The 22,474-nt window shown below is 55.2% G+C and carries 26 protein-coding genes and 1 other annotated feature; of the genes, 17 read left to right on the forward strand and 9 right to left on the reverse strand.

Annotated elements, in window-relative coordinates; all coding sequences use genetic code 11:
• The first annotated feature begins 9 nt into the window (after positions 1 to 9).
• Positions 10 to 759, forward strand: a complete 750-nt coding sequence (gene chbG, locus FY206_RS10485) for a chitin disaccharide deacetylase (protein WP_032639852.1) — start codon at positions 10 to 12, stop codon at positions 757 to 759.
• 117 nt (positions 760 to 876) lie between these two features.
• Here the strand turns inward: chbG and katE are convergent, their stop codons facing one another.
• Positions 877 to 3,126 (reverse strand): catalase HPII, encoded by a 2,250-nt coding sequence (gene katE, locus FY206_RS10490; protein WP_032639854.1) that lies wholly within the window; start codon positions 3,124 to 3,126, stop codon positions 877 to 879.
• A 188-nt stretch (positions 3,127 to 3,314) separates the two neighbouring features.
• On the opposite strand from katE, the gene cedA reads away from it, so the two are divergent.
• Positions 3,315 to 3,569: a cell division activator CedA gene (gene cedA, locus FY206_RS10495; protein WP_200831646.1), complete on the forward strand. Its 255-nt coding sequence runs from the start codon at positions 3,315 to 3,317 to the stop codon at positions 3,567 to 3,569.
• 49 nt (positions 3,570 to 3,618) lie between these two features.
• On the opposite strand, the gene FY206_RS10500 is transcribed toward cedA, so the two are convergent.
• The 3 genes from FY206_RS10500 to hxpB form a co-directional block, all read right to left on the reverse strand.
• Positions 3,619 to 5,010, reverse strand: a complete 1,392-nt coding sequence (locus tag FY206_RS10500; RefSeq protein WP_032639856.1) for an L-cystine transporter — start codon at positions 5,008 to 5,010, stop codon at positions 3,619 to 3,621.
• 127 nt (positions 5,011 to 5,137) lie between these two features.
• Complete coding sequence (locus FY206_RS10505; RefSeq protein ID WP_032639858.1) at positions 5,138 to 5,728, reverse strand: metal-dependent hydrolase; 591 nt, start codon at positions 5,726 to 5,728, stop codon at positions 5,138 to 5,140.
• Positions 5,729 to 5,829: 101 nt separating this feature from the next.
• Positions 5,830 to 6,501 carry a hexitol phosphatase HxpB gene (hxpB, locus tag FY206_RS10510; RefSeq protein ID WP_032639860.1) on the reverse strand — a complete coding sequence of 224 codons (672 nt, stop codon included), beginning with the start codon at positions 6,499 to 6,501 and terminating at the stop codon, positions 5,830 to 5,832.
• A gap of 148 nt (positions 6,502 to 6,649) precedes the next feature.
• On the opposite strand from hxpB, the gene FY206_RS10515 reads away from it, so the two are divergent.
• Entirely contained in the window at positions 6,650 to 7,186 is a 537-nt protein-coding gene (locus FY206_RS10515) for a YniB family protein (protein WP_032639862.1), read from the forward strand.
• A 36-nt stretch (positions 7,187 to 7,222) separates the two neighbouring features.
• Here FY206_RS10515 and FY206_RS10520 read toward each other — a convergent pair whose 3' ends face one another.
• From FY206_RS10520 to pfkB, 3 genes are all read right to left on the reverse strand, one after another.
• The gene (locus FY206_RS10520; RefSeq protein WP_032639864.1) at positions 7,223 to 8,083 is read right to left on the reverse strand and encodes a fructosamine kinase family protein; all 861 of its coding nucleotides are present in this window, start codon (positions 8,081 to 8,083) and stop codon (positions 7,223 to 7,225) included.
• A gap of 105 nt (positions 8,084 to 8,188) precedes the next feature.
• Complete coding sequence (ghoS, locus tag FY206_RS10525) at positions 8,189 to 8,479, reverse strand: type V toxin-antitoxin system endoribonuclease antitoxin GhoS (protein WP_032639865.1); 291 nt, start codon at positions 8,477 to 8,479, stop codon at positions 8,189 to 8,191.
• A 106-nt stretch (positions 8,480 to 8,585) separates the two neighbouring features.
• Positions 8,586 to 9,518 carry a 6-phosphofructokinase II gene (gene pfkB, locus FY206_RS10530; protein WP_032639867.1) on the reverse strand — a complete coding sequence of 311 codons (933 nt, stop codon included), beginning with the start codon at positions 9,516 to 9,518 and terminating at the stop codon, positions 8,586 to 8,588.
• A 295-nt stretch (positions 9,519 to 9,813) separates the two neighbouring features.
• Here pfkB and FY206_RS10535 point away from each other — a divergent pair, with 295 nt between their 5' ends.
• Positions 9,814 to 10,572 carry a DUF481 domain-containing protein gene (locus tag FY206_RS10535; RefSeq protein WP_032639869.1) on the forward strand — a complete coding sequence of 253 codons (759 nt, stop codon included), beginning with the start codon at positions 9,814 to 9,816 and terminating at the stop codon, positions 10,570 to 10,572.
• An 80-nt stretch (positions 10,573 to 10,652) separates the two neighbouring features.
• On the opposite strand, the gene yniD is transcribed toward FY206_RS10535, so the two are convergent.
• Positions 10,653 to 10,760, reverse strand: coding sequence for a small membrane protein YniD (yniD, locus tag FY206_RS10540; protein WP_100249854.1), 108 nt, complete (start codon positions 10,758 to 10,760; stop codon positions 10,653 to 10,655).
• Between the two features lie 98 nt (positions 10,761 to 10,858).
• Complete coding sequence (yncL, locus tag FY206_RS25770) at positions 10,859 to 11,041, reverse strand: stress response membrane protein YncL (RefSeq protein ID WP_080283003.1); 183 nt, start codon at positions 11,039 to 11,041, stop codon at positions 10,859 to 10,861.
• Positions 11,042 to 11,275: 234 nt separating this feature from the next.
• On the opposite strand from yncL, the gene thrS reads away from it, so the two are divergent.
• The 13 genes from thrS (at position 11,276) to FY206_RS10610 (ending at position 22,418) form a co-directional block, all read left to right on the forward strand.
• Positions 11,276 to 13,204 carry a threonine--tRNA ligase gene (gene thrS / locus FY206_RS10550; RefSeq protein WP_032639873.1) on the forward strand — a complete coding sequence of 643 codons (1,929 nt, stop codon included), beginning with the start codon at positions 11,276 to 11,278 and terminating at the stop codon, positions 13,202 to 13,204.
• A gap of 3 nt (positions 13,205 to 13,207) precedes the next feature.
• Positions 13,208 to 13,750: a translation initiation factor IF-3 gene (gene infC / locus FY206_RS10555; RefSeq protein WP_023616141.1), complete on the forward strand. Its 543-nt coding sequence runs from the start codon at positions 13,208 to 13,210 to the stop codon at positions 13,748 to 13,750.
• A 96-nt stretch (positions 13,751 to 13,846) separates the two neighbouring features.
• Complete coding sequence (rpmI, locus tag FY206_RS10560; protein WP_001124225.1) at positions 13,847 to 14,044, forward strand: 50S ribosomal protein L35; 198 nt, start codon at positions 13,847 to 13,849, stop codon at positions 14,042 to 14,044.
• A gap of 49 nt (positions 14,045 to 14,093) precedes the next feature.
• Entirely contained in the window at positions 14,094 to 14,450 is a 357-nt protein-coding gene (gene rplT / locus FY206_RS10565; RefSeq protein WP_000124850.1) for a 50S ribosomal protein L20, read from the forward strand.
• A 117-nt stretch (positions 14,451 to 14,567) separates the two neighbouring features.
• Positions 14,568 to 14,692 (forward strand) — a sequence feature (Phe leader region).
• Positions 14,573 to 14,617 (forward strand): pheST operon leader peptide PheM, encoded by a 45-nt coding sequence (pheM, locus tag FY206_RS25285; RefSeq protein WP_001386830.1) that lies wholly within the window; start codon positions 14,573 to 14,575, stop codon positions 14,615 to 14,617. (Overlaps the previous feature by 45 nt.)
• A gap of 62 nt (positions 14,693 to 14,754) precedes the next feature.
• Positions 14,755 to 15,738, forward strand: a complete 984-nt coding sequence (gene pheS, locus FY206_RS10575) for a phenylalanine--tRNA ligase subunit alpha (RefSeq protein ID WP_010426091.1) — start codon at positions 14,755 to 14,757, stop codon at positions 15,736 to 15,738.
• Between the two features lie 15 nt (positions 15,739 to 15,753).
• Positions 15,754 to 18,141 carry a phenylalanine--tRNA ligase subunit beta gene (pheT, locus tag FY206_RS10580; protein WP_032639875.1) on the forward strand — a complete coding sequence of 796 codons (2,388 nt, stop codon included), beginning with the start codon at positions 15,754 to 15,756 and terminating at the stop codon, positions 18,139 to 18,141.
• A 4-nt stretch (positions 18,142 to 18,145) separates the two neighbouring features.
• Positions 18,146 to 18,445: an integration host factor subunit alpha gene (gene ihfA, locus FY206_RS10585; RefSeq protein ID WP_003857805.1), complete on the forward strand. Its 300-nt coding sequence runs from the start codon at positions 18,146 to 18,148 to the stop codon at positions 18,443 to 18,445.
• 103 nt (positions 18,446 to 18,548) lie between these two features.
• Positions 18,549 to 19,529 (forward strand): vitamin B12 ABC transporter permease BtuC, encoded by a 981-nt coding sequence (gene btuC, locus FY206_RS10590; protein ID WP_032639877.1) that lies wholly within the window; start codon positions 18,549 to 18,551, stop codon positions 19,527 to 19,529.
• Positions 19,530 to 19,562: 33 nt separating this feature from the next.
• Complete coding sequence (locus FY206_RS10595; RefSeq protein ID WP_032639879.1) at positions 19,563 to 20,114, forward strand: glutathione peroxidase; 552 nt, start codon at positions 19,563 to 19,565, stop codon at positions 20,112 to 20,114.
• A complete protein-coding gene (btuD, locus tag FY206_RS10600) occupies positions 20,114 to 20,869 on the forward strand; it encodes a vitamin B12 ABC transporter ATP-binding protein BtuD (protein ID WP_032639881.1) in 756 nt (251 codons plus the stop codon). The genes FY206_RS10595 and btuD overlap by 1 nt, the downstream gene beginning before the upstream one ends.
• A gap of 74 nt (positions 20,870 to 20,943) precedes the next feature.
• A complete protein-coding gene (locus tag FY206_RS10605; protein WP_032639883.1) occupies positions 20,944 to 21,408 on the forward strand; it encodes a C40 family peptidase in 465 nt (154 codons plus the stop codon).
• A gap of 293 nt (positions 21,409 to 21,701) precedes the next feature.
• The gene (locus tag FY206_RS10610) at positions 21,702 to 22,418 is read left to right on the forward strand and encodes an EAL domain-containing protein (RefSeq protein ID WP_032639885.1); all 717 of its coding nucleotides are present in this window, start codon (positions 21,702 to 21,704) and stop codon (positions 22,416 to 22,418) included.
• Positions 22,419 to 22,474: the final 56 nt, after the last annotated feature.

Genomic DNA, 22,474 nt, shown 5'->3' on the forward strand with positions numbered 1-22,474 from the left:
GGACGCACAATGGAACACCTGCTGATCGTTAATGCTGATGATTTTGGCCTGTCGAAAGGTCAGAACTACGGCATTGTGGAAGCCTGTCGCCGGGGAGTTGTGACCTCTACCACGGCGCTGGTAAATGGTGAGGCGGTTGAACACGCGGCGCAGCTGAGCCGCGAAGTGCCGGAGCTGGGCGTCGGCATGCACTTTGTGCTGACGCTCGGGATGCCGCTGTCGTCAATGCCGGGCCTGACGCGGGACGGCCTGCTGGGTAAATGGATTTGGGAACTGGCGGAGCAGGGCGCTCTGCCGCTCGAAGAGATTGCCCGCGAGCTTGACTGTCAGTTCAACCGCTTCGTCGATCTGTTTGGAAAGTCGCCGACGCACATTGACAGCCATCACCACGTGCACATGATCCCGGCGATTTTCCCGCTTGTTGCCGAGTTTGCCCGACGCAAAGGCGTGGCGATGCGCGTGGATCGTGAGGTGCAAGGGTTACCGGACTGCGACGTCATAACCACGGCGGGGTTCAGCAGCGCGTTTTACGGCGAGGCGATCGACGAAGCGCTGTTCCTGAAGGTGCTGGATGATTCCGCCGCGCGAGGGGAACGGTCGCTGGAGGTGATGGCGCACCCTGCGTTTGTCGACAACATCGTGCGTAAAAGCGCCTACTGCTGGCCGCGACTGGCGGAGCTGGACGTGCTGACGTCGCCGTCGCTGAAATACGCGATTGCCGAGCGCGGGTATCGGTTGGGGACGTTCGGGGATCTTTGAGAAATTCCCCCTCTCCCCAAAGGGGCGAGGGGACTGTGCGGTGCGGTCTGTAATGCCAGCACAGGTCTGCATTTCTCCCTCTCCCTTTCAGGGAGAGGGCCGGGGTGAGGGTATTTTTTACGCCGGGATCTGATCGATCTTGCTACTGCGTGACCAGACGCGGTGCGCGGCGAGCAACTCAAACAGCTTCGTCATGAATGCATCGTCAACGCTGTCGCCCTCGACGATGCCGTCCTCACCCTTATCGGCCACCTTCAGCTGCGCCTTAAACTGACGCGCGTCGCCGGACAGCGCGATCGGTTTCAGGTGCTTATAGGCTTCCAGCAGGTAATAGACGGCGTCACCGTTGTTCAACAGGCTGGCAATATCCCCGCACGGCACAATCACCGCATCGACGGTCAGCGAAGGCGCACCGGCAAACGTCGCGGCCACCGGCAGCACGGAGCCGTCATCGGCGGTCACTTCCCCCATGCGGGAATAGAGCAGTTTGGCATGCACGCCCTGAGTTTTAAGCGCCTGCATAATCCCCAGCACGTCGCTGGCGCGGGTGCTGTCGTTCAGCAGAATGGCGACTACGCGACCTTTAATCGAGCCGCCAGGCACCGCATACAGGCTCAGCGACGGATCTTTCTTCACGCCGTTTACCTCTTTCGGCGGCGCAAGGTTACGTTGATCATCGGTCAGCGTAATGCCCAGATTATCCGCGACGCTCTGGGCAAGCTGGATATCGATATGCGCCAGCTGATCGACCACGCGCTCGCGAATGTAGGTGCGCACCACTTTACTCAGCTCAAAGCTGAACCCGCCGATGATGTGCTGTTGCTCAATCGGCGTCTGGCTGTTCCAGAACAGGCGAGGCTGGGCGTAATATTCGCCGAACGAGGGGCTGCGCTCGCGAATTTTATTGCCATCGACGCGCTCCTGATACGATTCGAATCCACCGCGTTTTGGTCCGGGAGGCGTTTCGCGCGGCCAGTTATCGTTGATGGAGTTCGGCTCATAGTTCGCCGGGTTGGTGTCAATATCCTGACGGTGCATGCCGTCGCGCTGGAAATTGTGGTACGGGCAGGTTGGGCGGTTGATCGGAATTTCGTGGAAGTTCGGTCCACCAAGACGGCTGATCTGCGTATCGGTATACGAGAACAAACGTCCCTGCAAGAGCGGATCGTTGGTGAAATCCAGGCCCGGTACGATATGCCCCGGGTGAAACGCGACCTGTTCGTTTTCGGCAAAGAAATTATCCGGGTTGCGGTTAAGCACCATTTTGCCCACCAGCTGAACCGGCACCAGCTCTTCCGGAATCAGCTTCGTCGGGTCAAGCAGGTCGAAATCGAACTTAAATTCGTCCTCTTCCGGAATGAGCTGCAGGCCCAGTTCGTATTCCGGGAAGTCGCCCGCTTCAATGGACTCCCACAGTTCGCGGCGATGGAAGTCCGGATCGCGGCCGGTCAGCTTCTGCGCTTCATCCCATACCAGCGAGGCTTTACCCGCCACCGGCTTCCAGTGGAAGCGGACAAACGTGGCTTTACCCTCGGCGTTGATCAAGCGGAAGGTATGAATGCCAAACCCTTCCATGGTGCGATAGCTGCGCGGAATGCCGCGGTCAGACATCGCCCACATCACGTTGTGTAAGGTTTCAGGCTGCAGGGAGACGTAGTCCCAGAAAGTGTCGTGCGCACTTTGTCCCTGCGGTATCGCCCAGTGGGGCTCCGGTTTTACCGCATGGACAAAGTCAGGGAATTTATGCGCATCCTGAATGAAGAACACCGGGGTGTTATTGCCCACCAGATCGAAAATACCCTCTTCGGTATAAAACTTGGTGGCAAAGCCGCGGATATCTCGTACGGTATCCGCCGAGCCCGCGCCGCCCTGTACGGTCGAGAAGCGCACAAACACCGGGGTGATTTTTTTCGGGTCGGAGAGGAAATCCGCTTTGGTGATCGCTTTCAGGCTCTTGTAGGGCTGGAAGTAGCCATGCGCAGCCGAGCCGCGCGCGTGAACGATACGCTCAGGGATCCGCTCGTGGTCGAAGTGGGTAATTTTTTCCCGCAGGATAAAGTCTTCCAGCAGGGTGGGGCCACGGCTCCCGGCGCGCAGGGAGTTTTGATCGTCGGCGATGCGCACGCCCTGGTTGGTGGTCAGCGCATGGCCTTCCCCCCCTTTACGATGAGGGTCAAGGGATTTCAGTTTTTCGTTCTTCGCATCGGGTGATTTGAAGCTCCCCGGTGCGGTAGGCTGTTCGCCGGGTGCAGAAGGGCCGGGTGAAGGTTGATGAGATCCGTCAGCAGGCGCGAGTGAGTCCATTCCCGGTTGCGATTCTTCAGCGCCATGAATGGGCGATCGATCGGTTTTATCTTTGTTCGACATTGCACGCTTCTCCTTTATCCATTGCTAAAAACCCTATTAAGGATAGAACATTGTCGTGAGAAGGTTCGCGAACTAAGAGTTTTCACATAACGCTATTGGCAAAAGACGCTATCTCACCCACTCGGGGCGCGACGGAAGGCTGCAGGATCGGCTATCATAGAGTTTTCCTGCTTCAAGAATTTGCTTTAGTGAACCAGTCGCTTATGAAACCTCTTCGTCAACAAAACCGCCAGGTTATTAGCTATGTGCCCCGCGTTGAGCCCGCGCCGCCAGACCATGCCCTGAAAGTGGAGGGTTTTCGCGATGTGTGGCTGTTACGGGGGAAATACGTGGCCTTTGTGCTGATCGGCGAGCATTTCCGTCGCTCTCCTGCCTTTACGGTACCGGAGTCCGCGCAGCGGTGGGCGATGCAGATTCGCCAGGATGAAGAGGTTGAAGAATAACAGCCATAAAAAAACCGCCGGTCAGGCGGTTTTTTTATTTCTACGGTAATTAACGGTGCGCCAGCTCGGCGTCGTCTTCACTTTCCAGGATTGCCTTGTCGGTCTGCTTCAGCCACTGGCTGGTCAGCGTACCGGCGGTCATGGAGCCGCTCACGTTCAGCGCTGTACGGCCCATGTCGATCAGCGGCTCAACGGAGATCAGCAGCGCGACCAGCGTCACCGGCAGACCCAGCGCAGGCAGCACAATCAGCGCGGCGAAGGTAGCACCACCACCGACGCCGGCAACGCCTGCGGAACTGATGGTCACAATCCCAACCAGGGTCGCGATCCAGACCGGATCCAGCGGGTTGATGCCAACGGTCGGGGCAACCATCACCGCCAGCATCGCCGGGTAGAGACCCGCACAGCCGTTCTGGCCGATGGTGGCACCGAAGGACGCAGAGAAGCTGGCGATGGATTCCGGCACGCCCAGACGACGGGTTTGCGCTTCAACGTTCAGCGGAATAGACGCGGCGCTGGAGCGGCTGGTGAAGGCAAAGGTCAGTACCGGCCAGACTTTACGGAAATATTTCAGCGGGCTGACGCCGTTCACGCCCAGCAGGATGCCGTGCACCACGAACATAATGCCCAGGCCCAGATAAGAGGCGACAACGAAGCTGCCCAGCTTAATGATGTCCTGCAGGTTAGAGCCGGCAACCACTTTGGTCATCAGCGCCAGCACGCCGTAAGGGGTGAGCTGCATGACCAGGCGCACCAGCTTCATCACCCAGCTTTGCAGCGTGTCAATCGCGGTCAGTACGCGTTCGCCTTTTGGCGCATCGTCCTTCAGCAGCTTCAGCGCCGCTACGCCCAGGAACGCGGCGAAAATCACCACGCTGATGATGGAGGTTGGGCTCGCACCGGTCAGGTCAGCAAACGGGTTCTTCGGAATGAAGGAGAGCACCATCTGCGGCACGGTCAGATCGGCCACTTTACCCACGTAGTTGGTCTGAATCGCGGTCAGACGCGCTGTTTCAGCGGTACCCTGCACCAGACCTTCTGCGGTCAGGCCAAACAGGTTGGTCACCAGCACACCCACCAGCGCGGCAATCAGCGTGGTGAACAGCAGCGTACCAATGGTCAGGAAGCTGATTTTTCCCAGCTGGGTCGCGTTGTGCAGGCGGGCAACGGCGCTCAGAATTGAGGCGAACACCAGCGGCATAACGATCATCTGCAGCAGCTGAACATAGCCGTTACCGACAATGTTGAACCACTGAATGGAATCTTTCAGAACTGGATTATCGGAGCCATAAATTGCCTGTAATGCCAGACCAAATACGACACCCATGGCCAGACCAACCAGCACCTTTTTCGCCAGGCTCCACTGTTTGTGGCGCGCCTGCGCGAGAAGCAATAGCAATACAGCGAACACAACGACGTTCGCGATGAGTGGAAAATTCATCCCCGTTCTCCTGATTTATTATTGGCTCGGCTTTTACCGATCCTGTTGGCGGAAGGTTAGCAGAAGTGTGATGTCGCGCTTATATCCAAATGGAATGGGTTATGACAAATGGGATAGTTTTGTCTGTTTACTGTTCAATCTGGTGATGAATAAAGCGATTGAACTGAAATTGCAGCGAATTAATCATCTGGGAAGACCAGCGGACTGCACTGTTTTCGGGCAGGGTTTGCGGCATCCAGACGGCGTAAGCAAACAGCGCCATGCACAGCACGCGCTCAAGCTGGTTCCCTTTCTGCGGGGCCAGGATGGGAAAACGGAAGCGCCAGCGGCAGGGCCACAGCAGCGGTACGCCCGCAGGCGTCAGCATATCGGCCAGGATATGGCTTAAATAGCCCAGCACCATCCCCTGGATGGCGTCGGCGGGGACGATCCAGCTTTCGGGCACTTTTAAATAGAAAAGCGTCAGCAGGCCAAACACGGCCAGCAGGCTGTGCGTAAACCCCCGGTGGCCGAACGCGCGGGCGATGGGTTTTGACACCCACTTCAGACGCTGTCCGAGGAAGGATTTAGGGTGGTCAATGTCGGGCAGCAGGCAGGTCAAAACGGCGGAAGGGACAACATGCCACCAGTCCCCCTGTGCCAGCACGGGGGTGAGTTCAGCGTTTTTGGCAAATACTGCGCACGCGATAGAAAAAAGCAGGTGGCCTTCCGCCGTCATGATAAAACCCACAAAACTGTCAATTCATACAGTATAGGGTTTTTATACAGTAGGCGGAAGAGGTGACGGTGTAACTGTTTGTCACAAACCGGAGAAGGGCGTTAACCGCCCTTGAGTGCCTGCGCCGTCAGTTCTGCCAGCGAATTCAGCTTCACATCGGCAAGCGCAAACCGGGGATCGTGACGGCCTTCTTCCGCAGGCACCACAATGGAGCGCATCCGCGCGGCTTTAGAGGCCACCATGCCGTTAACAGAATCCTCCAGCGCAACGCAGTTGAGGGGATCGAGTCCCAGCTTTGCGGCACAGTCCAGGTAGACCTGCGGATGGGGCTTGCTGTAAGGCAGCTTCTCCGCGGACGCCAGGGCGTCGAAACTGTCGCGCAGTTCAAACATCGTGAGCACTTTTTCCAGCATATGCAGCGGCGACGCCGAGGCCAGTCCCACCGTCAGCCCCTGTGCCTTGCACAGCGCCACGGCCTCGCGCACGCCGGGCAGCAGTGGTCTGTTCTCTTCCACTAAAGAGATGGCGCGGCTGATAATGCGCGCGGTCACCTCATCGCGGTCGGGACCCACCCACGGCTGTTGGGCAAACCAAAGGTCAACCACCATATCGATGCGCAGGCCCAGCGTATCGGGGAGTTCATTACGGCGGCTGATATCCACGCCCAGGCTGGCCATAACGTCCAGTTCGGCGCGATCCCACAGCGGTTCGGAATCGATCAGTAATCCATCCATGTCAAAAATTGCGGCAAGAATTTTGCGCGGTGTCGACATCACAACGTCTCCTTTTCCAGGGGGTTCGACAGACGATACGTGCTAAGCACACTCTGCAATTTAGCATATTGCCTTTAAAGAGCGGGCGAAATTGATGACCAGCAGGTAGACTTAGGCACAAATAACGCGTCTTTATGAAGAGGAACTGATGACGTATCAACAAGCTGGACGCATTGCGGTCTTAAAACGTATTGCTGGCTGGGTAATTTTTATTCCTGCCGTCATTTCTACGCTGATTTCCGTGCTCAAATTTATGTACGATCACAGCGAAAAACAGCCGGGCATCAATGCGGTAATGCTTGATTTCGCGCATGTCATGATTGAGATGATGCGTTTTAATACGCCATTTTTGAATGTCTTCTGGTTTAACTCACCCACCCCGGATTTTCATCAACAGCTGAATATCGGCTTTTGGGTGATATACGCCCTGATCTTTGTCGCGCTGGCCTTGCAGGCCTCTGGCGCGAGAATGAGCCGCCAGACGCGCTTTTTACGCGAGGGGGTTGAGGATCAGTTGATTCTGGAGCAGGCCAAAGGCCCGGAGGGCATGAGCCGGGAGCAGATTGAATCCCGCATTGTTGTGCCGCGCCACACCATTTTCCTGCAGATTTTCCCGCTGTATGTCCTTCCCGTGATTATCATTGTGGCGGGATACTTTTTCTTCTCACTGCTCGGTTTTCTTTAACCGATACGGGGGGCGGCAAGGCCACCCGTTCGCGTCTCAGGCGGCAAGCATGCGCTCAAGCGCCCGCTGGGCGTTAACCAGGTGTTCTCCGCCAAAAAGAATGGCACGGTTCATCAGCGTATAAAGCTGATACACCGGCTGGCGGTCGAGGAAGCCGGGCGGCAGAGGGGAGACAGACTGATATCCGTCGTAAATTTGCGGCGGCTGCTCAGGATGCAGCGGCAGCATGGCCAGGTCGCACTCTCTGTCACCCCAGTAGCAGGCCGGGTCGAAGATGTAAGGGCCGTTGGGACCCAGCGCGCAGTTATCGGACCACAAATCGCCGTGAAGCAGAGACGCCTGAGGCTGGTGGGATGCCAGACGCTGTTGAACGTGCTCGACAATCGCATCAATATTGCCAAATTCCAGCCCTTTCTCGGCGGCAAGCTCTAGCTGCCAGCCAATGCGCTGCTCGGCAAAAAATGTCGACCAGCGGCGCTGCCAGGCGTTAGGCTGTGGCGTGGTGGAGAGATCGTTGTCAAAATCGAGACCAAACTGCGGCTGGTCACTCCATTGATGCAGGCGCGCGAGCTGTTGGCCGAGGATAAAGGCGTTATGGGCATCCAGCGGGCGGGCGGGGAGATATTCCATGACCAGGAAACTGTAGTCGCGGTCGCTCCCCACGGCCAGAACCTGCGGAACCGTCACCGTTTTACTGCGCGATAAGAGCTCCAGCTGGTCGGCTTCGGCGGTGAATATCGCAAGCAGCTCGCGCTCGTCGCATTTAACGAAGAGATCGCGTCCTGCGTAGCGCAAATGCCACGCGGCGTGGATCTCACCGCCCGGCAGTTCGTTACGCAGTTCAATTTCACCTTCGCCAAGTTGCTCACGTAAAAGATGACTGATAGCCTGCCACATGTTGTCTCTCCCATGTTGTCTGCCAGATCATAAAGTTAGCGCATAACAGCGGTAAAAAAATACGAACTAACGCACACCTGAGCGGTTTACATTCATGCTGCGCACTTATTGTTCTTTTTTCCGCCAGTTCTCCCAGGTATCCACGTCAATGTCGGCAGGCTTGTCGGTCACGCTCTCCACCAGGCTGGCGGCCAGCGCATGAACCTCTTCCTGGCTCAGGGCGCTGATGAGACCAAATGCCAGCGTGCCTAAATCATGAATATTGCCCTCGTCATCCGTCAGCGTGAGGAGAAAATTAGCCCGGGTGAAGGCATTATTGAGCTCGTTGAGCTCGGTCAGGGATGCTTCATGAAGGTTGATGGCCACGACGTAACGTGTGATGTCACCACTGCTCATAATTCACCTCATTGTTATCATGGAAGTTTTCTTAGCATAGTCGATAGTTTGCGTTTGGCGACTCGGCGAGTGCATTCCCCTTCGTAAACACGAAGGGGAACCGGCGTTAATTTCGGGACAGGTAATCGACGATTTTTTGGGTATCGGCAAGCGAACAAAGGCGCGTGCCCTGGTTGATGGTTGCGGCGCTACCCGCCGCCACGCCGTAGCGCGTCATTTCCAGCAGAGAGGCGCCCTGCGCCAGTTTTAGCGTCATCGCGCCCACCATGCTGTCGCCAGCGCCAACCGTGCTCTGGCTCTTCATCGGCGGTGGGACAACCTGAACGGACGAGGTTTCGTCGACGGCCAGCGCCCCCTGAGGCCCGAGGGAGACGACGACGCGTCGCGCTTTGCCGCTGCGTACCAGCTCCTGCGCGGCAGTGCGAACATCATCAGGCTGCGTCAGTTCGCGCTTGACCAGCGCGCTTAACTCTTTCTGGTTTGGTTTAACCAGTTCCAGATTGCCCGGCACCAGCGCCGCCTCGAGGGCCTCGCCGCTGCTGTCGACAATGCAGCGGATACCGCGCTGCTGCGCGGCCTGAATCAGCGCCGTGAAATTTTCCGTACTAACGCCGGGCGGCAGGCTGCCGCTAACCACCAGCAGCGCGCCGCTTTCTATCGTCAACACTTTCTCTTCAAGCTGACGAAACTCGTCATCGCTCAGTTTTGCGCCCGGCATGACGAAACGGTACTGCTCGCCGCTTGATTCGACGTGGACATGCAGGTTTTGCCGCGTCCAGTCTTTGGCTTCGACGGTCTCGACGGCCACCTGTTCATCTGCCAGCAGAGAGACCAGGTGCTCACCGGTGGCACCGCCCGCGGGGAAAATGGCCGTGGCTTTGCCGCCGAGGTGCGTTATGGCGCGCGCCACGTTGATACCTCCGCCGCCGGGTTCAAAGACCGGGGCGCTACAGCGCAATTTACCTTCCGGGTAAATCTGCGGCGTCAGGGTAGCGGAGTCAAGGGAAGGGGAGAGCGTCAGGGTGTAGATAGAAACCATCATTACCTCCTTTTAGCATGGGTTACTTTTAGTCTGGCACCATTTATCAGGAAGGCAATGTAAATAACAGTATGATTTTAAATATGAATACTGAATAAAATTAAGGCTGGAGATATATAAAATAAAACGCTTTTTGGGATCGTTCTTATTCAAAAAATGAAATAAGAAATCATTGCTATGTTATTTGCGGCTTTTTATAATTTGTTACCTTTCTCTGGACGCCTTGTCATTGATCCTCAAGAAAGATTCCGGGACCGTGTGGTCTCTTTTTTTGTTGTACGGACTCCTTAATAAAATGAAGCTTTTAAAGACAGTGCCCGCTGCATTGATGCTGGCGGGTGGCGTGTTTGCGGCTATGAACGCGACCGCCGATGATTCCGTTTTTACTGTCATGGACGATCCTTCCTCCGCGAAAAAACCGTTTGAAGGTAACCTGAACGCCGGGTATCTGGCACAATCCGGTAACACCAAAAGCTCTTCTCTGACGGCGGACAGTACGCTCACCTGGTACGGTAACACCACCGCCTGGTCTCTGTGGGGTAACGCCAGTAATACTTCCGCTAATGACGAACGTTCTTCCGAGAAATATGCGGTTGGCGGACGTAGCCGTTACAACATGACCGACTATGACTACCTGTTTGGGCAGGCGAGCTGGTTAACCGACCGTTACAACGGTTATCGCCAGCGTGATGTGTTCACCGCCGGTTACGGTCGCCAGTTCCTGAACGGTCCGGTACACAGCCTGCGCTTTGAATTCGGTCCGGGTGTGCGTTATGACGAGTACACCAATGGCGATACCAAAACCCAGCCGCTCGGTTACGCTTCCGGTACCTACGCCTGGCAGATGACTGACAACACCAAATTTACCCAGGGTGTTTCTGTCTTTGGTGCCGACGATACGACGCTGAACTCTGAAACGGCGCTGAACGTGGCTATCAACGAACACTTTGGTCTTAAAGTGGCCTACAACGTCACCTGGAACTCTTCCCCACCAGAATCTGCGCCGGATCACACCGATCGCAGAACCACGGTTTCACTGGGTTATAGAATGTAATAAAGGCGGGCCGACGATAATGTCGGCCCGTTTAGTGTCTGGGGTCTTGTGGCGTCCCTTCTGCTGACCCGTATGCGCCCCTAGCCCCAATTCATTGCCGCCCAACGGAGTAGCAGCATTGCGCCGCAGATGGCAATCAGCACCAGCACCATTTTCCAGTGTTTTACGGCAAATCGTTTTGTTGGCATAACCTAATCCTTGTTCGTTGATATCCTCAGTCTACCAAACAGGGCCGAAATATGCCCCTTCTCAGGAACGATTGGGTTATGCCAGCGCAGGTTTTAGCTCAGAACCAGTGGAATCGTTCGGCGAGAATCAACAATAAACCGGTGGCGGAAAGGATGTTCAATATCACAACCGTTCTACTGGATACGTTCATGGTATGCACCTTTGGGTTTAAAGACCTGTTCAAGAGTAGCCCAGCATCGCGAGAATGCGAGGGGCGGGAATATGCGACCTGCAAATTCATGCGAACGTGCCAGCAGATCAATCTGCCGGCAGAGGGTGCAATCTCCCTTTTGTTAGTGTTAACATTGCAAGGCTTACCGTAAATTCGACGTTGTCTGATTTTTCGGCAGGTGAATGATGACGAACCAATTTGACGATTGTTGGTCAGATGGTGTCGTAATCTATTGTCAAATCACGATTATTTTCTTTGTATATGCTCTTATGTGTGGGGCATCACTGCAAATAAGGATATAAAATGCCTGTAATTACTCTTCCTGACGGCAGTCAACGCCATTTCGACCGTCCTGTTAGCCCAATGGATGTTGCCCTGGACATTGGTCCGGGTCTCGCGAAAGCGACTATCGCTGGCCGTGTTAACGGTGAGCTGGTGGATGCGTCAGATCTGATTGAAAACGATGCGACGCTTGCAATCATCACCGCGAAAGACGAAGACGGTCTGGAGATCATTCGTCACTCCTGCGCGCACCTGTTAGGCCATGCTATCAAGCAGCTGTGGCCAAACACCAAAATGGCGATCGGTCCGGTTATCGACAATGGTTTCTACTACGACGTTGACCTTGACCACACCCTGACTCAGGAAGATATCGACGCGCTCGAAAAACGCATGCACGAGCTCGCCGAAACCAACTATGACGTCATCAAGAAGAAAGTCAGCTGGCACGAAGCGCGTGAAACCTTCGTGAAGCGCGGCGAGAGCTACAAGGTCTCTATTCTTGACGAAAACATTTCGCATGATGACAAGCCTGGCTTGTACCATCACGAAGAATACGTCGACATGTGCCGTGGACCGCACGTGCCGAACATGCGCTTCTGTCATCACTTTAAGCTGATGAAGATCGCGGGCGCCTACTGGCGTGGCGACAGCAACAACAAAATGTTGCAGCGTATTTATGGTACCGCGTGGGCCGATAAAAAAGCCCTGAACGCGTACCTGCTGCGCCTGGAAGAGGCGGCGAAGCGTGACCACCGTAAAATCGGTAAGCAGCTTGACCTGTATCACATGCAGGAAGAAGCGCCGGGTATGGTGTTCTGGCATAACGACGGCTGGACCATCTTCCGTGAACTGGAAACTTTCGTACGCTCCAAGCTGAAAGAGTACCAGTATCAGGAAGTGAAAGGCCCGTTCATGATGGACCGTGTGCTGTGGGAAAAAACCGGCCACTGGGACAACTACAAAGATGCGATGTTTACCACCTCGTCTGAGAACCGTGAATACTGCATCAAGCCAATGAACTGCCCGGGCCACGTTCAGATCTTCAACCAGGGTCTGAAATCCTACCGCGACCTGCCGCTGCGTATGGCGGAGTTCGGTAGCTGCCACCGTAATGAGCCATCAGGTGCGCTGCACGGTCTGATGCGTGTACGTGGCTTTACGCAGGATGATGCGCATATCTTCTGTACTGAAGATCAGGTTCGTGACGAAGTTAACGCCTGTATTCGTATGGTCTACGATATGTACAGCACCTTTGGCTTCGAGAAGATCGTGGTCAAACTCTCAACGCGTCCGGAAAAACGTATCGGTAGCGATGAGACATGGGATCGCGCGGAAGCGGATCTCGCCGTGGCGCTGGAAGAGAACGGCATTCCGTTCGAATACCAGCTGGGCGAGGGCGCATTCTACGGTCCGAAAATTGAATTTACCCTGTATGACTGCCTCGATCGCGCATGGCAGTGCGGTACTGTACAGCTGGACTTCTCCCTGCCGCAGCGTTTAAGCGCCTCTTATGTTGGCGAAGACAACGAGCGTCAGGTACCGGTTATGATTCACCGTGCGATTCTCGGTTCCCTGGAGCGCTTCATCGGCATCCTGACCGAAGAGTTCGCTGGCTTCTTCCCAACCTGGCTTGCGCCAGTGCAGGTGGTGGTGATGAACATTACCGATTCTCAGGCAGATTACGTTAAAGAATTGACGCAGAAACTACAAAATGCGGGCATTCGCGTAAAAGCAGACTTGAGAAATGAGAAGATTGGCTTTAAAATCCGCGAGCACACTTTACGTCGTGTCCCGTATATGTTGGTCTGTGGTGATAAAGAGGTGGAAGCAGGCAAAGTTGCCGTTCGCACCCGCCGTGGTAAAGACCTGGGCAGCTTGGACGTAAGTGAAGTGATTGAGAAGCTGCAACAAGAGATTCGCAGCCGCAGTCTTCAACAACTGGAGGAATAAGGTATTAAAGGCGGAAAACGAGTTCAAACGGCACGTCCGAATCGTATCAATGGCGAGATTCGCGCCCAGGAAGTTCGCTTAACAGGTCTGGAAGGCGAGCAGCTGGGGATTGTGAGTCTGAGAGAAGCAATCGAAAAGGCTGAAGAAGCTGGAGTAGATTTAGTTGAAATCAGCCCTAACGCCGAACCGCCAGTTTGTCGTATCATGGACTACGGCAAGTTCCTTTATGAAAAGAGTAAGTCTTCTAAGGAACAGAAGAAAAAGCAAAAAGTTATCCAGGTTAAGGAAATCAAGTTCCGTCCTGGTACCGACGATGGCGATTATCAGGTAAAACTCCGCAGCCTGATTCGCTTTCTGGAAGATGGCGATAAGGCCAAGATCACACTGCGTTTCCGCGGTCGTGAGATGGCCCACCAACAGATCGGTATGGAAGTGCTTAACCGCGTCCGTGACGATCTGAGTGAACTGGCAGTAGTCGAATCCTTCCCTACGAAGATCGAAGGCCGCCAGATGATCATGGTGCTCGCTCCTAAGAAGAAACAGTAGGCCTTCAAGTAGCATTTCCTGTGGAGCCTTTGTGCTTCACAGGTTTTGTTCGCCTGGGTTTCGTTTATTTAACAATGCGAAGTGGAAGTTATTAAAATGCCAAAAATTAAGACCGTACGCGGTGCTGCTAAGCGCTTCAAAAAAACCGGTAAAGGTGGTTTTAAGCACAAGCACGCTAACCTGCGTCACATTCTGACTAAGAAAGCTACCAAGCGTAAACGTCACCTGCGTCCAAAAGCCATGGTTTCTAAAGGCGATCTGGGCCTGGTTATCGCGTGCCTGCCGTACGCATAAGTCGTTTCGTTTAACTTTTTTAACTTAGAATAGATACAGGAGAGCACACATGGCTCGCGTAAAACGTGGTGTAATTGCACGTGCACGTCACAAGAAAATTTTGAAACAAGCTAAAGGCTACTACGGTGCGCGTTCACGCGTTTACCGCGTTGCCTTCCAGGCTGTTATCAAAGCAGGCCAGTACGCTTACCGTGACCGTCGTCAGCGTAAGCGTCAGTTCCGTCAACTGTGGATTGCGCGTATCAACGCAGCAGCACGTCAGAACGGTATTTCTTACAGCAAATTCATCAACGGCCTGAAAAAAGCCTCTGTTGAAATCGACCGTAAGATCCTGGCTGACATCGCAGTATTCGACAAAGTAGCGTTCACCGCTCTGGTCGAAAAAGCGAAAGCAGCACTGGCATAAGCCAGTTGAGAGAGGGAGCCTTGCTCCCTCTTTTCATTTAACACCATCCGAACATTGACTTTTACCCGTCCAGGCTTTTCAATAAGGTCTTAACGGTTTTTACCAGACAAGGTAACGCAAGCATGAATGCTGCTATTTTCCGCTTCTTCTTTTACTTTAGCACCTGATTTCAGGAGGCTAGCGCGTGAAAGATGAAACGAAAAACAGCGCCAGATAAGCCTCCCGATGGAGGCTTTTTTTGTGCCTGAATTTGAGAGAATAACTCCACCAAATCGGTGTCTGCACCGACATAATGAGGAAAATCATGTCACATCTCGCAGAGCTGGTTGCCAGTGCAACAGCCGCCATTAATCAGGCCTCAGATGTTGCCGCGTTAGACAATGTCCGCGTCGAATATCTTGGGAAGAAAGGGCACTTGACCCTTCAGATGACAACCCTGCGTGAGCTGCCGCCAGAAGAGCGCCCGGCAGCGGGTGCGGTGATTAACGAAGCCAAAGAGCAGGTACAGCAGGCGCTGAACGCGCGCAAAGCCGAGCTGGAAAGCGCGGTGCTGAATGCGCGTCTGGCCGCAGAGACAATCGACGTTTCCCTGCCGGGTCGCCGTATTGAAAACGGTGGTCTGCATCCGGTTACCCGCACCATCGACCGCATTGAAAGTTTCTTCGGTGAGCTCGGCTTTACCGTGGCGACTGGCCCGGAAATCGAAGATGATTACCATAACTTCGACGCCCTGAACATTCCTGGCCATCATCCGGCACGCGCTGACCACGACACTTTCTGGTTCGACGCTACGCGTCTTCTGCGTACTCAGACCTCCGGCGTTCAGATCCGTACCATGAAGGACCAGGAGCCACCCATCCGCATTATCGCGCCGGGCCGCGTCTATCGTAACGACTACGATCAGACCCATACCCCAATGTTCCACCAGATGGAAGGTCTGATTGTTGATAAAAACATCAGCTTCACCAACCTGAAGGGCACGCTGCACGATTTCCTGAACAACTTCTTTGAGGAAGATCTGCAGGTTCGTTTCCGTCCGTCCTACTTCCCGTTCACCGAACCGTCTGCGGAAGTTGACGTGATGGGCAAAAACGGCAAATGGCTGGAAGTGCTGGGCTGCGGCATGGTGCATCCAAACGTGCTGCGCAACGTGGGGATCGATCCGGAAGTTTACTCCGGCTTTGCCTTCGGCATGGGCATGGAGCGTCTGACCATGCTGCGCTACGGCGTAACCGACTTACGTGCGTTCTTCGAAAACGATCTGCGTTTCCTCAAACAGTTTAAATAAGGGCAGGACAGAACAATGAAATTCAGTGAACTGTGGTTACGCGAATGGGTGAACACCACGCTGGACAGCGACGCGCTGTCTAACCAGATCACCATGGCGGGTCTGGAAGTGGACGGCGTTGAGCCGGTTTCCGGTGCCTTCAACGGCGTGGTCGTCGGCGAAGTGGTCGAGTGCGGCCAGCACCCTAACGCCGACAAACTGCGCGTGACAAAAGTGAACGTGGGCGGTGAGCGCCTGCTGGATATCGTCTGCGGTGCGCCAAACTGCCGTCAGGGGCTGAAGGTGGCCGTGGCGACCGTCGGTGCAGTGCTGCCGGGCGATTTCAAAATCAAAGCGGCTAAGCTGCGCGGTGAGCCGTCGGAAGGCATGCTGTGCTCCTTCTCCGAGCTGGGTATTTCCGACGATCACAACGGCATCATTGAGCTGCCGCTGGATGCGCCGATCGGTACCGATATCCGTGAATACCTCAAGCTTGACGACAACACCATCGAAATCAGCGTCACGCCAAACCGTGCTGACTGCTTAGGCATCATCGGCGTGGCGCGCGACGTGGCCGTGCTGAACCAGACCGAGCTGAACGCGCCGGAGATCGTACCGGTAGAAGCGACCATCAGTGACGTGCTGCCTATTCAGGTTGACGCTGCGGATGCCTGCCCGCGCTACCTCGGCCGCGTGGTAAAAGGCATCAACGTGAAAGCGCCAACGCCGCTGTGGATGAAAGAGAAGCTGCGCCGCTGCGGCATCCGCTCTATCGACGCCGTGGTTGACGTGACCAACTACGTTCTGCTGGAGCTGGGCCAGCCAATGCACGCGTTCGATAAAGATCGTATCGACGGCGGCATCGTTGTGCGCATGGCGAAAGAGGGGGAAACCCTGGTTCTGCTGGACGGCAGCGAAGCGAAGCTGAACGCCGATACCCTGGTGATTGCTGACCACAGCAAAGCGCTGGCGATGGGCGGTATCTTCGGCGGCGAGCACTCGGGCGTGAATGATGAGACGCAAAACGTCCTGCTGGAGTGCGCGTTCTTCAGCCCGCTCTCCATCACCGGTCGCGCGCGCCGTCACGGCCTGCACACCGATGCGTCTCACCGCTACGAGCGCGGCGTAGACCCGGCGCTACAGTACAACGCGATGGAGCGTGCAACCCGCCTGCTGATCGACATCTGCGGTGGCGAAGCGGGCCCGGTTATTGACGTTACCCACGAAGCGACCCTGCCGAAGCGCGCGACCATTACCCTGCGCCGCAGCAAGCTGGACCGCCTGATTGGTCACCACGTTGCCGATGCCCAGGTGACCGACATTCTGACGCGTCTGGGCTGCGAAGTGACCGAAGGCCAGGACGAGTGGAAAGCCGTTGCGCCATCCTGGCGTTTCGACATGGAAATTGAAGAAGACCTGGTGGAAGAAGTGGCCCGCGTTTACGGCTACAACAACATCCCTGACGAGCCAGTCCAGGCCGGTCTGGTGATGGGCAAACACCGTGAAGCCGACCTGTCCCTGAAGCGTGTGAAAACCATGCTAAACGACAAAGGCTACCAGGAAGTGATCACCTACAGCTTTGTTGATCCTAAGCTGCAGCAGCTGATCCATCCGGGCCAGGAGGCGCTGATCCTGCCAAGCCCAATTTCCAGCGAAATGTCCGCGATGCGTCTGTCCCTGTGGACGGGGCTGCTGGGCACAGTTGTTTACAACCAGAATCGTCAGCAAAACCGCGTGCGAATTTTCGAAAGCGGTTTGCGCTTTGTACCGGATAATCAGGCAAATTTAGGCATCCGTCAGGATCTCATGCTGGCTGGCGCCATCAGCGGAAACCGCTATGAAGAGCACTGGGACCTGGCAAAAGGCACGGTTGATTTCTACGATATGAAGGGCGACCTGGAAGCGATTCTGGATCTGACCGGTAAATTATCCGAAATTGAATTCCGCGCAGAAGCCATTCCGGCTCTGCATCCGGGCCAGAGTGCAGCCATCTATTTAGACGGCAAACGCGTTGGTTTCATTGGGGTTGTTCACCCTGAGCTGGAGCGTAAGCTGGACCTGAACGGCCGTACCATCGTGTTCGAGCTGGAATGGAGCCCGGTAGCAGACCGCGTGATTCCTCAGGCTCAGGACGTCTCCCGCTTCCCTGCAAACCGCCGTGATATCGCGGTTGTGGTCGCGGAAAACGTGCCTGCAGCAGATATTTTGGCCGAATGTAAGAAAGTTGGCGTAAATCAGGTAGTTGGCGTAAACTTATTTGACGTGTACCGCGGCAAGGGCGTAGCTGAAGGTTTCAAGAGCCTCGCTATTAGCCTTATCCTTCAGGATACCAGCCGTACACTCGAAGAAGAGGAGATTGCCGCTACCGTCGCCAAATGTGTAGAGGCATTAAAAGAGCGATTCCAGGCATCATTGAGGGATTGAACCTATGGCGCTTACAAAAGCTGAAATGTCAGAATATCTGTTTGATAAGCTTGGGCTTAGCAAACGGGATGCCAAAGAGCTGGTAGAGCTGTTTTTCGAAGAGATCCGTCGTGCTCTGGAAAATGGTGAGCAGGTAAAACTCTCCGGTTTTGGCAATTTTGATTTGCGAGACAAAAACCAACGTCCGGGCCGCAACCCGAAGACGGGGGAAGATATTCCCATTACAGCCCGCCGCGTGGTGACCTTCAGACCCGGCCAGAAGTTAAAAAGCCGCGTCGAAAACGCAACGCCCAAAGCAGAGTAATATGAACTAACCAAAAAGGCCGCCCACGCGGCCTTTTTTCTTTGCGCTCTCCGGCAAACCCGCCGTAAAATCAATGATATCTCACGCTACTATAGCCTTACTCATGCTTGATTATGCCCATCTACAGTACCGTTCCGATCGGCGTCGCCTGCTTTTGCTGGTGCTGTTACTTATTGCCGCCGCGGCCGTGAGCCTCTGCGCCGGAGACAGATGGATTGGGCCTGAAAGCTGGTGGGGGCCTGACGGGCAGCTCTTCGTCTGGCAAATTCGCCTCCCGCGCACCGTCGCGGTGGTACTGGTCGGTGCCGCGCTGGCGCTGTGCGGCACCATTATGCAGGCGTTGTTTGAAAACCCTCTGGCAGAGCCCGGCCTGCTCGGCGTGTCGAACGGTGCAGGCGTGGGGCTGATTGCGGCGGTGATGCTGGGCGGGGGAGAACTTTCCGGATGGAGCATTAGCCTGAGCGCCATTCTCGGCGCACTGCTGATCACCGCGATCCTGCTTCGCTTCGCCAGACGACACCTGTCGACCAGCCGCCTGCTGCTTGCCGGCGTGGCGCTGGGGATTATCTGCAGCGCGCTGATGACCTGGGCGGTCTACTTCTCTACCGCCTTTGACCTGCGTCAGCTGATGTACTGGATGATGGGCGGCTTTGGGGGCGTTGACTGGCACCAGGGCTGGCTGATGGCGCTGCTGGTACCGGCCATCGTATGGGCGGCCCTGCAGGCGCAGCCGCTGAATATGCTCGCGCTGGGTGAAACCTCTGCCCGCCAGCTCGGCATGCCGATTGGGTTCTGGCGTAACGTGCTGGTGATCGTCATTGGCTGGCTGGTCGGCGTCAGCGTGGCGCTGGCGGGCGCGATCGGCTTTATCGGGCTGGTTATACCCCACATGCTGCGCCTGTGTGGCCTCACGGACCATCGAACCCTGCTTCCGGCCTCTGCGGTGGCCGGAGCCGTCACGCTGCTGGTGGCCGATATCATCGCCCGGCTTGCCCTGACGGCCGCGGAGCTGCCGATTGGCGTGGTTACCGCCACGCTGGGCGCGCCGGTGTTTATCTGGCTACTATTAAAGTCCGGACGTTAAAAAACGACCTGTAAAACAACCAGAGGGAATGCTATGCAGTCAGATATCCTGAATACCGAAGTGACCACCATTGACGGCGAGAAAACTACGCTGGAAGGCTACAGAGGCAAGGTGTTGCTTATCGTCAACGTGGCATCCAAATGCGGCCTGACGCCGCAGTACGAGCAGCTGGAAAATATTCAGAAGGCCTGGGAGAAAGACGGTTTCACCGTGCTGGGCTTCCCGTGCAACCAGTTCCTCGGCCAGGAGCCGGGCAGCGAAGAGGAGATCAAAACCTTCTGCAGCACTACCTATGGCGTGACGTTCCCGATGTTCAGCAAAATTGACGTCAACGGCGAGGACCGCCATCCCCTGTATGCGAAGCTGATCGCTGCCGCTCCTAAGGCCGTTGCGCCGGAAGACAGCGGTTTTTATGAACGTATGGCCAGCAAAGGTCGCGCGCCGCTTTACCCGGACGATATCCTGTGGAATTTTGAGAAATTCCTGATTGGTCGCGACGGTCAGGTCGTTCAGCGTTTTTCGCCGGATATGACGCCTGAAGATCCGATCGTCATGGAGTCGATCAAGCTGGCGCTGGCAAAATAATGTCATTGCTGATGCAGCTCACGGACGTTGCCGAGAGGGGACGTCTGGAGCCGATAACCGGTACCGTCAATGCGGGAGAGATCCTGCATCTTGTCGGGCCAAACGGTGCAGGGAAGAGCACGCTGCTGGCGCGGATGGCGGGCATGACCGACGGAGAAGGGCAGATAACGCTGCTGGAGCATACGCTTGCCGACTGGTCACCGGTCTCTCTGGCGCATCGGCGCAGCTACCTCGTACAGCAGCAGGTGCCGCCCTTTGCGATGCCGGTCTGGCACTATCTGATGCTGCATCTGCATGACAAACAGCAGACGGCGCTGCTGACGGACGTGGCGGCGGCCCTTGGGCTGCAAGATAAACTCTCCCGGCATGCCAGCCAGCTTTCCGGCGGAGAGTGGCAGCGGGTGCGCCTGGCGGCCGTCATCGTTCAGATCCACCCGGCAGGGAATCCTCACGGGCGGATGCTGCTTCTCGATGAGCCCATGAGCGGTCTGGACGTGGCGCAGCAGGCGGCTCTGGATAAGCTGCTAAGCGCCCTGAGCCAAAAGGGCATCGCCGTGGTGATGAGCAGTCATGACCTCAACCATACCCTGCGTCATGCCCACCGGGTGTGGCTGCTTTCGCAGGGTAACATGATCGCCAGCGGTGCGCGCGACCGGGTCCTTACCCCACCCAACCTTGCCCGCGCGTACAACATGTCGTTCCGCAGGCTGGATATAGAGGGCCATAAGATGCTGATTTCTACCGGGCAGACGTAACCGTTTCTTGCCTGTAGGCACAATTGCACGCTAAATTACGAAAAGAACAAAAAAAGCAGAGGATTCGTCTGGAAATGCGATTCTGGTTTCTCCTGATGACAGCACTTTTTCTTACGGGATGCAGCAGCCATCGTGCCCCGCCGCCTAACCCACGGCTTTCAGATTCGATCACCGTCATTGCTAGCCTGAACGATCAGCTGAGCAACTGGCGCGGCACGCCTTATCGCTACGGCGGCATGAGTCGCGGCGGCGTGGATTGCTCCGGCTTCGTTCTGATGACGTTTCGCGACAAGTTTGATTTACAGCTTCCGCGCGAAACGCGCAAGCAGGCGGAAATTGGCACTGAAATTGATAAAGACGATCTTCTGCCCGGAGACCTGGTTTTCTTCAAAACCGGCTCGGGTGAAAGCGGTCTCCACGTTGGCATATATGATACAGACAATCAGTTCATTCATGCCTCGACCAGTCGCGGGGTGATGCGCTCTTCTCTTGATAATGTTTACTGGCGTAAAAACTTCTGGCAGGCGCGACGTATATAGTCTTTGTCGGATACTTCTCTTATGGCGGCATGGTGAGTAATAAATCATGCCGTTTTTCTCAAATAAGATGCTTAAAGTTAAATTTACCTACAATTAGCGAATCCTGCATGTGTCTGTTTTATCTAAAACTGGCTATTATTTTGCAATCAGGATAAAATTATTTTAGATTCAGGGATAAATCTGAAAATTAATACGGAACTAATGAAATTAATCTTATTAAAATCAAGACAGTGGAATTGTGTCGGCAATTGCTCCAGGATGTCCTCTCTCATCTTTAATGCGGGGCAAGTGCAATGATTATTACGCTAGATAATGCTTACCAGTCTGAACTGCTGCTTCTGCCTGCTCGTAATAGCGCAGGTGAGCTTAAAGGTTTAGAAATTCTGGTTAACTTTACTGGCGTCGGCAGCGATGTGCGGATCCCCACTGAGCTTGTTATCCCTCGGCTTTCAGCGGCCGAAGAGTTAGCGTTGTTTAACGAAAAACTGCAATTGCTTGATACCTGTAAACTGTTTTTTATTCAGCATCAGTTAATTGCGTGGATCAATATTACGCCTACAATTGTTGAATTTTTATTAACTAATGGAAACGCTGTTTCAATCCTTGAACGTTATCCGTTTCTTGAGTTTACTGTTAATGAGAATTATCCAGGGTTAAATAACGGAAAGGACGATCTGCAGCTGGCGAGAATGGCGATCCATTTCCCGCTGGTTTTGGCTAACTTTGGCGCTGGCGCCGCGTCGCTCAAAGCGGTCTATGATGGATTATTTAAACGGGTTATTCTCGACAAAGGCTTCATCCAGCAGCGGGCTTCGGAGCTCTCTTTCGAGCCGTTTATGCGCGCTATTCTCTGGCAAATCACGCCTCACTGCCAGTCTGTGATCGTCTCAGGCATTGATGACCACGGCCTGCTGCAACGCGTGTTGCCCTTCAATTTTGGCGCTATGCAGGGCGCGCTCTGGCCTGCGGTCGCCGCGGAGCACGTCACGACGCTGGTTCAGCAGCGATAACCCTTGCTTTCGCCCGTGTTTAAGTCAGAGGAAACCCTCTACACTAAAAGCAGGAG

This window comes from Enterobacter chengduensis (genome assembly GCF_001984825.2).
Lineage (GTDB): Bacteria > Pseudomonadota > Gammaproteobacteria > Enterobacterales > Enterobacteriaceae > Enterobacter > Enterobacter chengduensis.

Bases quoted from the DNA above. Each gene is read 5' to 3' on its own strand.
- chbG (WP_032639852.1), top strand. From the start codon at position 10: ATGGAACACCTGCTGATCGTTAATGCTGATGATTTTGGCCTGTCGAAA.
- katE (WP_032639854.1), bottom strand. From the start codon at position 3,126: ATGTCGAACAAAGATAAAACCGATCGATCGCCCATTCATGGCGCTGAA.
- FY206_RS10500 (WP_032639856.1), bottom strand. From the start codon at position 5,010: ATGAATTTTCCACTCATCGCGAACGTCGTTGTGTTCGCTGTATTGCTA.
- FY206_RS10505 (WP_032639858.1), bottom strand. From the start codon at position 5,728: ATGACGGCGGAAGGCCACCTGCTTTTTTCTATCGCGTGCGCAGTATTT.
- hxpB (WP_032639860.1), bottom strand. From the start codon at position 6,501: ATGTCGACACCGCGCAAAATTCTTGCCGCAATTTTTGACATGGATGGA.
- FY206_RS10515 (WP_032639862.1), top strand. From the start codon at position 6,650: ATGACGTATCAACAAGCTGGACGCATTGCGGTCTTAAAACGTATTGCT.
- FY206_RS10520 (WP_032639864.1), bottom strand. From the start codon at position 8,083: ATGTGGCAGGCTATCAGTCATCTTTTACGTGAGCAACTTGGCGAAGGT.
- ghoS (WP_032639865.1), bottom strand. From the start codon at position 8,479: ATGAGCAGTGGTGACATCACACGTTACGTCGTGGCCATCAACCTTCAT.
- pfkB (WP_032639867.1), bottom strand. From the start codon at position 9,518: ATGGTTTCTATCTACACCCTGACGCTCTCCCCTTCCCTTGACTCCGCT.
- FY206_RS10535 (WP_032639869.1), top strand. From the start codon at position 9,814: ATGAAGCTTTTAAAGACAGTGCCCGCTGCATTGATGCTGGCGGGTGGC.
- yniD (WP_100249854.1), bottom strand. From the start codon at position 10,760: ATGCCAACAAAACGATTTGCCGTAAAACACTGGAAAATGGTGCTGGTG.
- yncL (WP_080283003.1), bottom strand. From the start codon at position 11,041: ATGAATTTGCAGGTCGCATATTCCCGCCCCTCGCATTCTCGCGATGCT.
- thrS (WP_032639873.1), top strand. From the start codon at position 11,276: ATGCCTGTAATTACTCTTCCTGACGGCAGTCAACGCCATTTCGACCGT.
- rpmI (WP_001124225.1), top strand. From the start codon at position 13,847: ATGCCAAAAATTAAGACCGTACGCGGTGCTGCTAAGCGCTTCAAAAAA.
- rplT (WP_000124850.1), top strand. From the start codon at position 14,094: ATGGCTCGCGTAAAACGTGGTGTAATTGCACGTGCACGTCACAAGAAA.
- pheS (WP_010426091.1), top strand. From the start codon at position 14,755: ATGTCACATCTCGCAGAGCTGGTTGCCAGTGCAACAGCCGCCATTAAT.
- pheT (WP_032639875.1), top strand. From the start codon at position 15,754: ATGAAATTCAGTGAACTGTGGTTACGCGAATGGGTGAACACCACGCTG.
- ihfA (WP_003857805.1), top strand. From the start codon at position 18,146: ATGGCGCTTACAAAAGCTGAAATGTCAGAATATCTGTTTGATAAGCTT.
- btuC (WP_032639877.1), top strand. From the start codon at position 18,549: ATGCTTGATTATGCCCATCTACAGTACCGTTCCGATCGGCGTCGCCTG.
- FY206_RS10595 (WP_032639879.1), top strand. From the start codon at position 19,563: ATGCAGTCAGATATCCTGAATACCGAAGTGACCACCATTGACGGCGAG.
- btuD (WP_032639881.1), top strand. From the start codon at position 20,114: ATGTCATTGCTGATGCAGCTCACGGACGTTGCCGAGAGGGGACGTCTG.
- FY206_RS10605 (WP_032639883.1), top strand. From the start codon at position 20,944: ATGCGATTCTGGTTTCTCCTGATGACAGCACTTTTTCTTACGGGATGC.
- FY206_RS10610 (WP_032639885.1), top strand. From the start codon at position 21,702: ATGATTATTACGCTAGATAATGCTTACCAGTCTGAACTGCTGCTTCTG.